Below are 14,709 nucleotides of genomic sequence, written 5' to 3' on the forward strand. Positions count from 1 at the left end.
AATGATTTTCTGGTGCGTACCGGGCTGAGAGGCGGTGTAAGTGAACTGTAGTTGCCATGTTTTACGGCAATGAGAGCAGAGATAGCGCTGATGTCCGGCAGTGCTTTTGCCGTTACGCACCACGCCTTCAGTAGCGGAGCAGGAAGGACATCTGATGGAAATGGAAGCCACGCAAGCACCTTAAAATCACCATCATACACTAAATCAGTAAGTTGGCAGCATTACCCATTGCAGGAAGAAGACAATGAGCGCGGCGTGGCTCATTTTGTAGAACATATGATGTTTAACGGCACAAAAACATGGCCGGGTAATAAAGTCATCGAAACATTTGAGTCAATGGGCCTGCGTTTTGGTCGCGATGTTAATGCCTATACCAGCTATGACGAAACGGTGTATCAGGTGAGTTTGCCGACTACGCAGAAACAAAATCTGCAACAAGTGATGGCAATCTTCAGTGAATGGAGTAATGCCGCAACCTTTGAAAAACTCGAAGTAGACGCTGAACGTGGCGTAATTACTGAGGAATGGCGTGCCCATCAGGATGCGAAATGGCGCACCTCTCAGGCGCGCCGCCCTTTCCTGCTGGCTAATACCCGTAATTTAGACCGTGAACCTATCGGCCTGATGGATACTGTCGCCACGGTCACGCCGGCACAATTGCGCCAATTTTATCAACGCTGGTATCAACCAAATAATATGACCTTTATCGTGGTCGGCGATATCGACAGTAAAGAAGCGCTGGCGCTGATAAAGGATAATTTAAGTAAGCTTCCGGCTAACAAAGCAGCTGAAAATCGCGTCTGGCCGACAAAAGCCGAAAACCACCTGCGCTTTAATATCATTAATGATAAAGAAAACCGGGTGAACGGCATCGCACTCTATTATCGCCTGCCAATGGTACAAGTGAACGATGAGCAAAGCTTTGTCGAACAAGCTGAATGGAGCATGTTAGTTCAGCTGTTCAATCAACGTCTGCAGGAACGCATACAGTCGGGCGAGTTGAAGACTATTTCTGGCGGCACTGCGCGCAGCGTTAAAATTGCACCCGATTATCAGTCGCTGTTTTTCCGTGTAAATGCACGAGACGATAATATGCAGGATGCTGCGAATGCATTAATGGCAGAGTTGGCAACCATTGATCAGCATGGTTTTTCTGCTGAAGAACTCGATGATGTCAAATCTACCCGCCTCACCTGGCTGAAAAATGCGGTTGATCAGCAAGCTGAACGTGATTTACGTATGCTGACCAGTCGCCTGGCATCCAGCTCATTAAATAATACGCCGTTCTTGTCGCCGGAAGAGACATATCAACTTTCGAAACGTCTGTGGCAGCAAATTACCGTGCAAAGTCTGGCGGAAAAATGGCAGCAGTTAAGAAAGAACCAGGACGCATTTTGGGAGCAAATGGTAAACAATGAGCTTGCCGCCAAAAAAGCATTGTCTCCTGCGGCTATCCTGGCGCTGGAAAAAGAGTACGCCAACAAAAAGCTGGCGGCTTACATCTTCCCAGGCAGAAATTTATCGTTAACAGTAGACGCTGACCCACAGGCGGAAATTAGCAGCAAAGAAACGCTGGCTGAGAATCTGACATCATTAACACTTTCCAATGGTGCCAAGGTTATTCTGGCAAAATCCGCGGGTGAAGAGCAAAAGCTACAAATTATTGCCGTATCGAATAAAGGCGATTTAAGTTTCCCTGCGCAGCAAAAATCACTTATCGCGCTGGCAAATAAAGCAGTTAGCGGAAGCGGCGTTGGCGAACTCTCCTCTTCCAGCCTGAAACGCTGGAGTGCGGAAAACTCGGTAACCATGAGCAGTAAAGTCAGTGGCATGAATACGTTGCTCTCCGTTAGCGCGCGGACTAATAACCCTGAACCTGGTTTCCAGTTGATTAACCAGCGAATCACCCACAGCACGATTAACGACAATATTTGGGCATCGCTACAAAATGCTCAAATTCAGGTAATGCTGCCAACTTACTGATTTAGTGTATGATGGTGATTTTAAGGTGCTTGCGTGGCTTCCATTTCCATCAGATGTCCTTCCTGCTCCGCTACTGAAGGCGTGGTGCGTAACGGCAAAAGCACTGCCGGACATCAGCGCTATCTCTGCTCTCATTGCCGTAAAACATGGCAACTACAGTTCACTTACACCGCCTCTCAGCCCGGTACGCACCAGAAAATCATTGATATGGCCATGAATGGCGTCGGATGTCGCGCCAGTGCACGCATTATGGGCGTTGGCCTCAACACGGTTTTACGTCACTTAAAAAACTCAGGCCGCAGTCGGTAACCTCGCGCATACAACCGGGCAGTGATGTGATTGTCTGCGCTGAAATGGACGAACATTGGGGCTACGTCGGTGCTAAATCACGTCAGCGCTGGCTGTTTTACGCGTATGACAGGATACGGAGGACGGTTGTGGCGCACGTCTTCGGTGAACGCACTCTGGCCACACTGGAGCGTCTTCTGAGCCTGCTGTCGGCCTTTGAGGTCGTGGTATGGATGACGGATGGCTGGCCGCTGTATGAATCACGCCTGAAGGGAAAGCTGCACGTTATCAGCAAGCGTTACACTCAGCGCATTGAGCGACATAATCTGAATCTGAGACAACATCTGGCAAGGCTGGGACGGAAGTCACTGTCGTTCTCAAAATCGGTGGAGCTGCATGACAAGGTCATCGGGCATTATCTGAACATAAAACACTATCAGTAAGTTGGAGTCATTACCCAATTGTTGAAACAAATGACGGTAGAGAATGTTAACACTGCCGTTAAACAATATCTTTCTCATCCGGTAAATACTTATACCGGAGTATTATTGCCAAAATAATAACAGCCCCGTCAACACATCGTTGGCGGGGATTTTAGCAATATTCGCTATTTTTATGTAATAATTTTATAAATGCGTTCAAAATAATAACCAAGTACTAATAGTGATATTTTAATGCCTGATTTTTACGTGATAATTCAGGAGGCACAGAAAGCGCATAAAAATAACAACATAAAACACCTTGCCACCACCCAAGAATTCTCTATTACATTGTTTTTAATGAAAAAATATCATTCCAACAATATCTCACGATAAATAACATTAGGATTTTGTTATTTAAACACGAGTCCTTTGCACTTGCTTACTTTATCGATAAATCCTACTTTTTTAATGCGATCCAATCATTTTAAGGAGTTTAAAATGGATAAGAAGCAAGTAACGGATTTAAGGTCGGAACTACTCGATTCACGTTTTGGTGCGAAGTCTATTTCCACTATCGCAGAATCAAAACGTTTTCCGCTGCACGAAATGCGCGACGATGTCGCATTTCAGATTATCAATGATGAATTATATCTTGATGGCAACGCTCGTCAGAACCTGGCCACTTTCTGCCAGACCTGGGACGACGAAAACGTCCACAAGTTGATGGATTTATCCATTAACAAAAACTGGATCGACAAAGAAGAATATCCGCAATCCGCAGCCATCGACCTGCGTTGCGTAAACATGGTTGCCGATCTGTGGCATGCGCCTGCGCCGAAAAATGGTCAGGCCGTTGGCACCAACACCATTGGTTCTTCCGAGGCCTGTATGCTCGGCGGGATGGCGATGAAATGGCGTTGGCGCAAGCGTATGGAAGCTGCAGGCAAACCAACGGATAAACCAAACCTGGTGTGCGGTCCGGTGCAAATCTGCTGGCATAAATTCGCCCGCTACTGGGATGTGGAGCTGCGTGAGATCCCTATGCGCCCCGGTCAGTTGTTTATGGACCCGAAACGCATGATTGAAGCCTGCGACGAAAATACCATCGGCGTGGTGCCGACTTTCGGCGTGACCTACACCGGTAACTATGAGTTCCCGCAACCGCTGCACGATGCACTGGATAAATTCCAGGCCGACACCGGTATCGACATCGACATGCACATCGACGCCGCCAGCGGTGGCTTTCTGGCACCGTTCGTCGCCCCGGATATCGTCTGGGACTTCCGCCTGCCGCGTGTGAAATCGATCAGTGCTTCAGGCCATAAATTCGGTCTGGCTCCGCTGGGCTGCGGCTGGGTTATCTGGCGTGACGAAGAAGCGCTGCCGCAGGAACTGGTGTTCAACGTTGACTACCTCGGTGGTCAGATTGGTACTTTTGCCATCAACTTCTCCCGCCCGGCGGGTCAGGTGATTGCACAGTACTATGAATTCCTGCGCCTTGGTCGTGAAGGCTATACCAAAGTACAGAATGCTTCCTACCAGGTCGCTGCCTATCTGGCGGATGAGATCGCCAAACTGGGGCCGTATGAGTTCATCTGTACCGGTCGCCCGGACGAAGGCATCCCGGCGGTTTGCTTCAAACTGAAAGATGGTGAAGATCCGGGATACACCCTGTACGACCTCTCTGAACGTCTGCGTCTGCGCGGCTGGCAGGTTCCGGCCTTCACTCTCGGCGGTGAAGCCACCGACATCGTGGTGATGCGCATTATGTGTCGTCGCGGCTTCGAAATGGACTTTGCTGAACTGTTGCTGGAAGACTACAAAGCCTCCCTGAAATATCTCAGCGATCACCCGAAACTGCAGGGTATTGCCCAGCAGAACAGCTTTAAACATACCTGATAACGTTTAACGGTAACGGTGTCCCGAAACGAACCCGTTTCGGGATAATTTCCAAAGTCTGTTCACTGGCATTAGCAACGGAAAATATTGTTCTGAATACGCTTCAGAACAAAACAGGTGCGGTTCCGACAGGAATACCGTTTTAGGGGGATAATATGGCTACATCAGTACAGACAGGTAAAGCTAAGCAGCTCACATTACTCGGATTCTTTGCCATAACGGCATCGATGGTAATGGCTGTTTATGAATACCCTACCTTCGCAACATCGGGCTTTTCATTAGTCTTCTTCCTGCTATTAGGCGGGATTTTATGGTTTATTCCCGTGGGACTTTGTGCTGCGGAAATGGCCACCGTCGACGGCTGGGAAGAAGGTGGTGTCTTCGCCTGGGTATCAAATACTCTGGGTCCGAGATGGGGATTTGCAGCGATCTCATTTGGCTATCTGCAAATCGCCATTGGTTTTATTCCGATGCTCTATTTCGTGTTAGGGGCACTCTCCTACATCCTGAAATGGCCAGCGCTGAATGAAGACCCCATTACCAAAACTATTGCAGCACTCATCATTCTTTGGGCGCTGGCATTAACGCAGTTTGGTGGCACGAAATACACGGCGCGAATTGCTAAAGTTGGCTTCTTCGCCGGTATCCTGTTACCTGCATTTATTTTGATCGCATTAGCGGCTATTTACCTGCACTCCGGTGCCCCCGTTGCTATCGAAATGGATTCGAAGACCTTCTTCCCTGACTTCTCTAAAGTGGGCACACTGGTTGTATTTGTTGCCTTCATTTTGAGTTATATGGGCGTAGAAGCTTCCGCAACTCACGTCAATGAAATGAGCAACCCCGGGCGCGACTATCCACTGGCTATGTTACTGCTGATGGTGGCGGCAATCTGCTTAAGCTCTGTTGGCGGTTTGTCTATTGCGATGGTCATTCCGGGTAATGAAATCAACCTCTCCGCAGGGGTAATGCAAACCTTTACCGTTCTGATGTCCCATGTGGCACCGGAAATTGAGTGGACGGTTCGCGTGATCTCCGCACTGCTGTTGCTGGGTGTTCTGGCGGAAATCGCCTCCTGGATTGTTGGTCCTTCTCGCGGGATGTATGTCACAGCGCAGAAAAACCTGCTGCCAGCGGCATTCGCTAAAATGAACAAAAATGGCGTACCGGTAACGCTGGTCATTTCGCAGCTGGTGATTACTTCTATCGCGTTGATCATCCTCACCAATACCGGTGGCGGTAACAACATGTCCTTCCTGATCGCACTGGCGCTGACGGTGGTGATTTATCTGTGTGCTTATTTCATGCTGTTTATTGGCTACATTGTGTTGGTTCTTAAACATCCTGACTTAAAACGCACATTTAATATCCCTGGTGGTAAAGGGGTGAAACTGGTCGTGGCAATTGTCGGTCTGCTGACTTCAATTATGGCGTTTATTGTTTCCTTCCTGCCGCCGGATAACATCCAGGGTGATTCTACCGATATGTATGTTGAATTACTGGTTGTTAGTTTCCTGGTGGTACTTGCCCTGCCCTTTATTCTCTATGCTGTTCATGATCGTAAAGGCAAAGCGAATACCGGCGTCACTCTGGAGCCAATCAACAGTCAGAACGCACCAAAAGGTCACTTCTTCCTGCACCCGCGTGCACGTTCACCACACTATATTGTGATGAATGACAAGAAACACTAACCATGTCTGAATGGTTATAAGACAAGGGAGCGATAATTCATCGCTCCCTTTTTCGTGCTTGCTGTCGTATTGACTTAACCGGGATAAGTACGAGAATGAGCGCACATCTGTTTACCGGAAACCAGCACATATGGATATCTGCTCCCGAAACAAGAAATTAACGATTAGAAGACCAGCGATACTGGTTGCATTGGCACTTTTACTGTGTAGTTGTAAAAGCACGCCTCCAGAGTCCATGGTGACACCACCAGCAGGTTCAAAGCCACCAGCCACGACGCAACAATCGTCACAACCGATGCGTGGCATCTGGCTGGCCACGGTTTCTCGCCTCGACTGGCCACCGGTTTCCTCGGTTAACATTAGTAATCCCACCAGCCGAGCCCGTGTACAACAACAGGCGATGATCGACAAACTGGATCATCTCCAACGTCTCGGCATAAACACGGTCTTTTTCCAGGTCAAGCCGGACGGTACCGCCCTGTGGCCATCGAAAATTTTGCCGTGGTCCGATCTTATGACCGGTAAGATTGGTGAAAATCCGGGTTACGATCCGCTGCAATTCATGCTCGACGAAGCCCACAAGCGTGGGATGAAAGTACACGCCTGGTTTAACCCCTATCGCGTATCGGTTAATACGAAGCCCGGTACTATCAGGGAACTGAATAGCACTCTGTCTCAACAACCGGCGAGCGTCTATGTGCAACACCGTGACTGGATCAGAACGTCTGGCGATCGCTTTGTCCTCGACCCGGGCATCCCTGAGGTTCAGGACTGGATCACATCAATAGTCGCTGAAGTGGTTTCCCGCTATCCGGTAGATGGCGTGCAGTTTGACGACTATTTCTATACTGAATCACCGGGTTCACGGCTAAATGATAACGAAACGTACCGTAAATACGGAGGCGCATTTGCGTCAAAAGCAGACTGGCGGCGCAACAATACTCAGCAGTTAATTGCAAAGGTATCACACACCATTAAAAGCATTAAGCCGGGAGTCGAATTTGGCGTTAGCCCGGCAGGCGTGTGGCGTAACCGATCACACGATCCGCTCGGTTCCGATACCCGAGGCGCGGCAGCCTATGACGAATCCTACGCAGACACCCGTCGATGGGTGGAACAAGGATTGCTGGATTACATTGCTCCCCAAATTTACTGGCCGTTCTCACGGAGTGCCGCGCGTTATGACGTGTTGGCAAAATGGTGGGCGGATGTCGTTAAACCAACCAGGACCCGCCTGTATATCGGTATCGCCTTCTATAAAGTGGGTGAACCTTCAAAGATAGAGCCAGACTGGATGATTAACGGCGGCGTACCGGAACTGAAAAAGCAGCTCGATCTTAACGATGCGGTACCAGAAATTAGCGGCACCATCTTGTTCCGTGAGGACTATCTGAATAAACCGCAGACTCAACAAGCGGTCAGCTATCTGCAAAGTCGTTGGGGCAGTTAAACTACCATGCTTACTTTGTAACAAGCCGGTGCTTTACCCACCGGCTTGTTACACCTTGTGAAATATCCCACTAGTAATCATGCTTACATAAGTCAAATTAACCACGCAATTAACCACACTTAGTTAAACAGCTATAAATCCCTAATAAAAATGTATGAATATGAAAAACCATACGATATTCGCTGTCACCGAAAAATAATTACGATGGGCTATACTCTTCTGAAGAACAGTAGCGTAGATTGAAACTGTCTTAAGTCGCTTATTTCTTTTCAGTATATCTTCATATTTCAGGAGAATATGGTGCAGTTAGTCGATCTCGCACGTTGCGTTTCGTTTTGATTCCGTCTGATTTCCCAGCCTTATAAGGGTGTGAATTATGGAGATGTATTTTAAAAGAATGAAAGATGAGTGGACCGGACTTGTCGAACAGGCAGATCCTCTCATTCGTGCTAAAGCCGCAGAAATTGCCCTTGCGCATGCTCATTATCTGAGTATCGAGTTTTATCGAATTGTCCGCATCGACCCGCATGCCGAAGAATTCTTGAGTAATGAACAAGTTGAGCGGCAGTTGAAAAGTGCGATGGAACGCTGGATTATTAACGTGCTTTCTGCCCAGGTTGACGATGTCGAAAGGCTAATACAAATCCAGCATACCGTCGCGGAAGTGCATGCCCGCATAGGAATTCCGGTAGAAATTGTCGAGATGGGGTTTCGGGTGCTGAAAAAAATCCTCTATCCGGTAATCTTCTCTTCGGATTATTCCGCCGCAGAAAAACTTCAGGTCTACCATTTCTCGATTAACAGTATTGATATCGCGATGGAAGTGATGACCCGCGCGTTTACCTTTAGTGACAGTAGTGCCTCAAAGGAAGATGAAAACTATCGTATCTTCTCGTTACTGGAAAACGCCGAAGAAGAAAAAGAACGGCAAATAGCCTCAATACTTTCATGGGAAATAGATATTATCTATAAAGTCCTGCTGGATTCTGATTTAGGCAGCAGTTTGCCTTTAAGCCAGGCTGATTTTGGCCTGTGGTTTAACCATAAAGGTCGACATTATTTTAGCGGCATTGCCGAAGTGGGCCATATCTCCCGTCTGATTCAGGATTTCGACGGTATTTTCAATCAAACCATGCGTAACACCAGGATTTTGAATAACAGAAGTTTGCGGGTGAAATTTCTATTACAGATAAGAAATACCGTATCGCAGATTATTACCTTGCTGCGTGAATTGTTTGAAGAAGTATCGCGCCACGAAGTCGGTATGGATGTACTGACGAAATTACTTAACCGCCGTTTCCTGCCGACTATCTTCAAACGCGAAATTGCCCATGCCAACCGGACCGGTACACCGCTGTCAGTGCTGATTATTGACGTTGATAAATTCAAAGAGATCAACGATACGTGGGGCCATAACACTGGCGATGAAATTCTGCGTAAAGTCTCATTCCTCTCGCAGAAGAGATTGGTGAAATCGAAAATATTGGGCGCTGGGTCATCGCGGAAGCTTGCCGTCAGTTAGCAGAATGGCGTAGCCAGAATATTCATATCCCGGCGTTATCCGTGAACTTGTCGGCGCTGCACTTTCGCAGTAATCAGCTGCCTAATCAGGTGTCTGATGCAATGCAAGCCTGGGGTATTGACGGCCACCAGCTGACGGTGGAAATCACGGAAAGCATGATGATGGAACACGATACCGAAATCTTTAAGCGCATTCAGATCCTGCGTGATATGGGCGTGGGTTTATCGGTAGATGATTTTGGCACGGGCTTTTCCGGATTATCCCGCTTAGTCAGTCTTCCGGTAACGGAAATCAAAATTGACAAAAGCTTTGTCGATCGTTGTCTGACGGAAAAACGCATCCTGGCCTTACTTGAAGCCATTACCAGCATTGGGCAAAGCCTCAATTTAACCGTCGTGGCGGAAGGGGTCGAAACCAAAGAGCAATTTGAGATGCTACGTAAGATCCACTGTCGCGTTATTCAGGGATATTTCTTTTCCCGCCCCCTTCCCGCCGAAGAAATTCCAGGCTGGATGAGCAGCGTGTTACCGCTGAAAATCTGACAAATTCCTCTCGCCCGCACTCGCGGGTTTTCCTTTAAGGTGACACTGTCACTTAAATACTGTGATTTCAGCTACGATTCCGGGAGATTCCTTCCTTAACTTTCCCTCTTGCACCAAAACTGCACTACGCTGCACAAATGTTGATCAAAAGTTAAAAAATATAACTTTAAGCCAGCATTCTGGCGCTTATCCCGGCATGGCATGAGATCTGCATAAGCGGAAAGCGCAGCAATTTTTGTCTTATACAGGAACCGTTTATGTCGGATACCACCGAACTGGTTGATTTAGCCGTGATCTTCCCTGATCTGGAGATCGAATTGAAATATGCCTGCGTTGATAACATCACAGGTAAAGCTATTTATCAGCAAGCGCGTTGTCTGCTACATAAAGATGCGATTACCGCGCTGGCGAAAAGTATCAGTATCGCCCAGCTGTCAGGCTTACAACTGGTGATTTACGATGCGTATCGCCCACAACAAGCACAGGCGATGTTGTGGCAAGCCTGCCCAGACCCGCAATATGTTGTTGATGTGACGGTCGGTTCTAATCACAGCCGTGGCACGGCGCTCGACCTGACGCTTCGTGATGACGTGGAGGTGGTGAATGATGCTAAGCGAGGAAACGTCCGCCGTACGCCCACAAAAACAAACGCGATTTAACGGTGCAAAACTGGTATGGATGCTGAAAGGCAGTCCGCTCACCGTGACCGGCGCAGTCATCATTGTATTAATGCGACTGATGATGATTTTTTCACCGTGGCTGGCGACGCATGATCCCAACGCCATTGATTTAACCGCCCGCCTTTTGCCGCCTTCTGCGGCGCACTGGTTTGGCACCGATGAAGTGGGACGCGATCTGTTTAGCCGCGTACTGGTCGGCAGTCAGCAATCAATTCTCGCCGGATTAGTGGTGGTCGCCATTGCGGGTATGATTGGTTCGCTACTCGGATGTCTATCCGGTGTGCTTGGCGGACGCGCAGACGCCATCATCATGCGCATCATGGACATTATGCTGTCGATTCCTTCGTTGGTACTGACAATGGCACTGGCTGCCGCTCTCGGGCCGAGTTTATTTAACGCCATGCTGGCGATTGCTATTGTGCGAATTCCCTTTTATGTGCGCTTGGCGCGGGGGCAAGCATTAGTTGTACGCCAGTATACCTATGTTCAGGCGGCGAAAACCTTTGGCGCGTCTCGTTGGCATCTGATCAACTGGCATATTTTACGTAACTCCCTACCGCCGCTGATCGTGTAGGCATCGCTGGATATCGGTAGCGCGATTTTAATGGCCGCCACGTTGGGATTTATTGGCCTGGGTGCTCAACAACCGAGTGCTGAATGGGGCGCGATGGTAGCGAATGGTCGCAACTATGTACTCGATCAGTGGTGGTATTGCGCATTTCCGGGGGCAGCGATTTTGCTTACCTCCGTCGGGTTTAATCTCTTTGGTGATGGTATTCGCGATCTGCTTGACCCGAAAGCAGGAGGAAAGCAGTCATGACCCAACCCGTTCTGGACATTCAACAGCTGCATTTGAGTTTCCCCGGTTTTAACGGTGATGTTCACGCGCTCAACAATGTGTCCTTGCAGATTAACCGCGGCGAAATTGTCGGTCTGGTGGGAGAATCCGGCTCAGGTAAATCAGTCACCGCAATGCTGATTATGCGTCTGCTACCGACGGGCAGTTATTGCGTACATCGGGGGCAGATTTCACTGCTGGGAGAAGATGTTCTTAACGCTCGGGAAAAACAGCTTCGTCAGTGGCGCGGCGCACGAGTGGCGATGATCTTTCAGGAACCGATGACCGCCCTTAATCCGACACGTCGAATAGGTCTTCAGATGATGGACGTAATCCGCCATCATCAACCAATAAGTCGTCGGGAAGCCAGAGCTAAAGCGATTGCACTGCTGGAAGAGATGCAAATCCCGGATGCCGTGGAAGTTATGTCGCGCTATCCGTTTGAGCTTTCAGGTGGTATGCGCCAGCGGGTAATGATTGCGCCGGCATTCTCCTGCGAGCCGCAATTGATTATTGCCGGCGAACCGACGACGGCGCTGGACGTCACAGTACAGTTGCAGGTACTGCGTTTGCTTAAACATAAAGCACGCGCCAGTGGAACTGCGGTACTGTTCATCAGCCATGATATGGCCGTGGTGTCGCAACTGTGCGATAGCGTTTACGTGATGTATGCCGGAAGCGTAATTGAAAGCGGCGGGACGGCAGACGTTATCCATCATCCCCGGCATCCGTATACCATTGGTTTGCTGCAATGCGCACCAGAACATGGAGTACCACGCCAGCCATTACCCGCCATTCCAGGGACGGTACCAAACCTCACCCATTTGCCTGACGGCTGCGCTTTTCGCGATCGTTGCTATGCGGCAGGTGCACAGTGTGAAAACGTCCCGGCGCTGACAGCGTGTGGTGACAACAACCAGCACTGCACCTGTTGGTATCCGCAGCAGGAGGTCATAAGTGTCTGACACGTTATTAACGTTACGCGACGTCCATATCAATTTTCCGGCCCGTAAAAACTGGCTTGGCAAATCTACGGAACATGTTCATGCCATTAATGGTATTGATTTACAGATCCGCCGTGGTGAAACCTTAGGGATCGTCGGCGAGTCAGGCTGCGGCAAAAGCACCCTCGCACAGCTTTTAATGGGCATGCTGCAACCGAGCCACGGGCAGTACATCCGTTCAGGCTCACAACGCATTATGCAGATGGTGTTTCAGGACCCGCTCTCTTCGCTTAATCCGCGCTTACCGGTGTGGCGCATCATCACAGAATCGCTCTGGATAGCTAAGCGTAGTAGTGAACAACAGCGGCGAGCGTTGGCAGAGGAGTTGGCTGTGCAGGTGGGTATTCGTCCGGAGTATCTCGACCGCCTGCCTCATGCGTTCTCCGGCGGGCAGCGGCAACGCATCGCCATTGCCAGAGCACTCTCTTCGCAGCCTGACGTGATTGTGCTTGATGAGCCAACCTCGGCGCTGGATATCTCCGTGCAGGCGCAGATCCTCAATTTGCTGGTAACGCTACAGGAAAATCACGGGCTGACTTATGTGCTGATTTCACACAATGTCTCGGTGATACGTCATATGAGCGATCGGGTGGCGGTGATGTATCTCGGGCAGATTGTAGAACTGGGCGACGCGCAACAGGTGTTGACTGCTTCGGCACATCCATACACCCGATTATTGCTGGATTCCCTCCCCGCCATTGATAAACCGCTGGAGGAAGAATGAGCATTACGTAAAACGGATCTGCCGGGAAACCGCACGTTGCCGCAAGGCTGTTTTTTCTACGAACGTTGCCCTCTGGCAACCCACGGATGTGAAGTCCGGCAATCATTAGCAATAAGGGAGGACGGACGTGACCTCCGGTGCTGGCGGGCGCTGTAGAGATGCTAACAACGCATCAGGCATTCACGCGCCTGACGCGTCATCCGGCAATGCTTTACGATTTCAACTGGTAATCCAGCGTAATTTCCGCTTTCAGTACCTGAGAGACCGGGCATCCTGCTTTTGCTTTCTGGATGATGCCGTCAAAGGTAGAGGCATCAATACCCGGCACCGCAACTTCACTCTTCAGTGCGATTTTCGTAATCGCAAAACCGGCATCCACTTTATCCAGCGACACATCGGCGGTGGTATCAATTGATGTTGGCGTGAATCCCGCTTCCCCCAGCATTAATGAAAGCGCCATTGAGAAACATGCGGCATGCGCTGCGCCAATCAGTTCTTCAGGGTTGGTTCCTTTTTCGCCTTCAAAACGCGTGTTAAATCCATACGGCTGTTGGTTCAGCACGCCGCTCTCGGTGGATACTGTTCCCTTCCCGCGTTTGATATCGCCTTCCCAGTGTGCCTGACCTTTCTTATGGATTGTCATTGTTGCTCTCCTGTGGGCTTAAAAAGGAAATTATAGACTACGTGAGAAACAGCACGAGGATAAGCAGGATATTCCGAATAAAATACGGCGAAAATATTACTTCTGCACTTAAATTAAATTCCCACAATAGATAACCGGGAATATATATCTCAAGAGAGGTAATGACTCCAACTTACTGATAGTGTTTTATGTTCAGATAATGCCCGATGACCTTGTCATGCAGCTCCACCGATTTTGAGAACGACAGTGACTTCCGTACCAGCCTTGCCAGATGTTGTCTCAGATTCAGATTATGTCGCTCAATGCGCTGAGTGTAACGCTTGCTGATAACGTGCAGCTTTCCCTTCAGGCGTGATTCATACAGCGGCCAGCCATCCGTCATCCATACCACGACCTCAAAGGCCGACAGCAGGCTCAGAAGACGCTCCAGTGTGGCCAGAGTGCGTTCACCGAAGACGTGCGCCACAACCGTCCTCCGTATCCTGTCATACGCGTAAAACAGCCAGCGCTGACGTGATTTAGCACCGACGTAGCCCCAATGTTCGTCCATTTCAGCGCAGACAATCACATCACTGCCCGGTTGTATGCGCGAGGTTACCGACTGCGGCCTGAGTTTTTTAAGTGACGTAAAACCGTGTTGAGGCCAACGCCCATAATGCGTGCACTGGCGCGACATCCGACGCCATTCATGGCCATATCAATGATTTTCTGGTGCGTACCGGGCTGAGAGGCGGTGTAAGTGAACTGTAGTTGCCATGTTTTACGGCAATGAGAGCAGAGATAGCGCTGATGTCCGGCAGTGCTTTTGCCGTTACGCACCACGCCTTCAGTAGCGGAGCAGGAAGGACATCTGATGGAAATGGAAGCCACGCAAGCACCTTAAAATCACCATCATACACTAAATCAGTAAGTTGGCAGCATTACCCAATGACGATTAAACACCATTGCCTGCGCAATGGTGTTTTTATCTGCTTTATACTTGGGGACGACGCCCTGGCGGTAAAGCAAAGACGATAAAAGCGT

11 protein-coding genes, 4 pseudogenes and 6 other annotated features (1 of these 21 running past the window's edge) are annotated in these 14,709 nt (G+C 49.3%); of the genes and pseudogenes, 12 read left to right on the forward strand and 3 right to left on the reverse strand.

Going from position 1 to position 14,709, the window contains the following annotated elements; all coding sequences use genetic code 11:
* Positions 1–226, reverse strand: a mobile genetic element (it extends 542 nt beyond the left edge of the window).
* From SF1731 to SF1742, 12 genes and pseudogenes are all read left to right on the forward strand, one after another.
* Positions 52–1,983: pseudogene (locus tag SF1731) on the forward strand. Its footprint overlaps the feature before it by 175 nt.
* Positions 1,962–2,729 (forward strand) — a mobile genetic element. (Overlaps the previous pseudogene by 22 nt.)
* A complete protein-coding gene (gene insA, locus SF1732) occupies positions 2,017–2,292 on the forward strand; it encodes an insertion element IS1 protein InsA (RefSeq protein NP_707600.1) in 276 nt (91 codons plus the stop codon). It overlaps the preceding feature by 276 nt.
* Entirely contained in the window at positions 2,319–2,714 is a 396-nt protein-coding gene (insB, locus tag SF1733; protein ID NP_707601.1) for an insertion element IS1 protein InsB, read from the forward strand. It lies within the feature at positions 1,962–2,729.
* A gap of 462 nt (positions 2,730–3,191) precedes the next feature.
* On the forward strand, positions 3,192–4,592 hold the full coding sequence (gadB, locus tag SF1734; protein NP_707602.2) for a glutamate decarboxylase: 1,401 nt from the start codon (positions 3,192–3,194) through the stop codon (positions 4,590–4,592).
* 155 nt (positions 4,593–4,747) lie between these two features.
* Positions 4,748–6,283: an acid sensitivity protein transporter gene (xasA, locus tag SF1735; protein ID NP_707603.2), complete on the forward strand. Its 1,536-nt coding sequence runs from the start codon at positions 4,748–4,750 to the stop codon at positions 6,281–6,283.
* A gap of 130 nt (positions 6,284–6,413) precedes the next feature.
* Positions 6,414–7,733 carry a hypothetical protein gene (locus SF1736; protein ID NP_707604.1) on the forward strand — a complete coding sequence of 440 codons (1,320 nt, stop codon included), beginning with the start codon at positions 6,414–6,416 and terminating at the stop codon, positions 7,731–7,733.
* 376 nt (positions 7,734–8,109) lie between these two features.
* Entirely contained in the window at positions 8,110–9,255 is a 1,146-nt protein-coding gene (gene yddV / locus SF1737; RefSeq protein NP_707605.1) for a hypothetical protein, read from the forward strand.
* Positions 9,180–9,797 (forward strand) — a sequence feature (Similar to Escherichia coli K12 enzyme gi: 1787765 (808 aa). BLAST with identity of 98% in 206 aa. This CDS has been truncated. The sequence has been checked and is believed to be correct.). It overlaps the preceding gene by 76 nt.
* Positions 9,180–9,797, forward strand: a pseudogene (locus SF1738). It overlaps the preceding feature by 618 nt. Before yddV ends, SF1738 begins: the two are co-directional and overlap by 76 nt.
* Positions 9,798–10,054: 257 nt before the next feature.
* Positions 10,055–10,386, forward strand: a sequence feature (Similar to Escherichia coli K12 conserved hypothetical protein gi: 1787763 (194 aa). BLAST with identity of 97% in 111 aa. This CDS has been truncated. The sequence has been checked and is believed to be correct.).
* Positions 10,055–10,386, forward strand: a pseudogene (locus SF1739). Its footprint overlaps the feature before it by 332 nt.
* A gap of 14 nt (positions 10,387–10,400) precedes the next feature.
* Positions 10,401–11,297: a sequence feature (Similar to Escherichia coli K12 transport protein gi: 1787760 (299 aa). BLAST with identity of 98% in 299 aa. This CDS ontains frameshift. The sequence has been checked and is believed to be correct.), on the forward strand.
* Positions 10,401–11,297 (forward strand): annotated as a pseudogene (locus tag SF1740). Its footprint overlaps the feature before it by 897 nt.
* Entirely contained in the window at positions 11,294–12,280 is a 987-nt protein-coding gene (locus SF1741; RefSeq protein ID NP_707606.1) for an ABC transporter ATP-binding protein, read from the forward strand. The pseudogene SF1740 and the gene SF1741 overlap by 4 nt, the downstream one beginning before the upstream one ends.
* Positions 12,273–13,043, forward strand: coding sequence for a peptide ABC transporter ATP-binding protein (locus SF1742; protein NP_707607.1), 771 nt, complete (start codon positions 12,273–12,275; stop codon positions 13,041–13,043). Before SF1741 ends, SF1742 begins: the two co-directional genes overlap by 8 nt.
* A 211-nt stretch (positions 13,044–13,254) precedes the next feature.
* Here the strand turns inward: SF1742 and osmC are convergent, their stop codons facing one another.
* From osmC to insA (SF1745), 3 genes are all read right to left on the reverse strand, one after another.
* Complete coding sequence (gene osmC, locus SF1743) at positions 13,255–13,686, reverse strand: osmotically inducible protein (protein NP_707608.1); 432 nt, start codon at positions 13,684–13,686, stop codon at positions 13,255–13,257.
* A 157-nt stretch (positions 13,687–13,843) separates the two neighbouring features.
* Positions 13,844–14,611: a mobile genetic element, on the reverse strand.
* Complete coding sequence (gene insB / locus SF1744; protein ID NP_707609.1) at positions 13,859–14,254, reverse strand: insertion element IS1 protein InsB; 396 nt, start codon at positions 14,252–14,254, stop codon at positions 13,859–13,861. It overlaps the preceding feature by 396 nt.
* Positions 14,281–14,556, reverse strand: a complete 276-nt coding sequence (insA, locus tag SF1745) for an insertion element IS1 protein InsA (RefSeq protein ID NP_707610.1) — start codon at positions 14,554–14,556, stop codon at positions 14,281–14,283. It lies within the feature at positions 13,844–14,611.
* Positions 14,612–14,709: the final 98 nt, after the last annotated feature.

Origin of the sequence: Shigella flexneri 2a str. 301 (genome assembly GCF_000006925.2) — a bacterium.
Lineage (GTDB): Bacteria > Pseudomonadota > Gammaproteobacteria > Enterobacterales > Enterobacteriaceae > ECMA0423.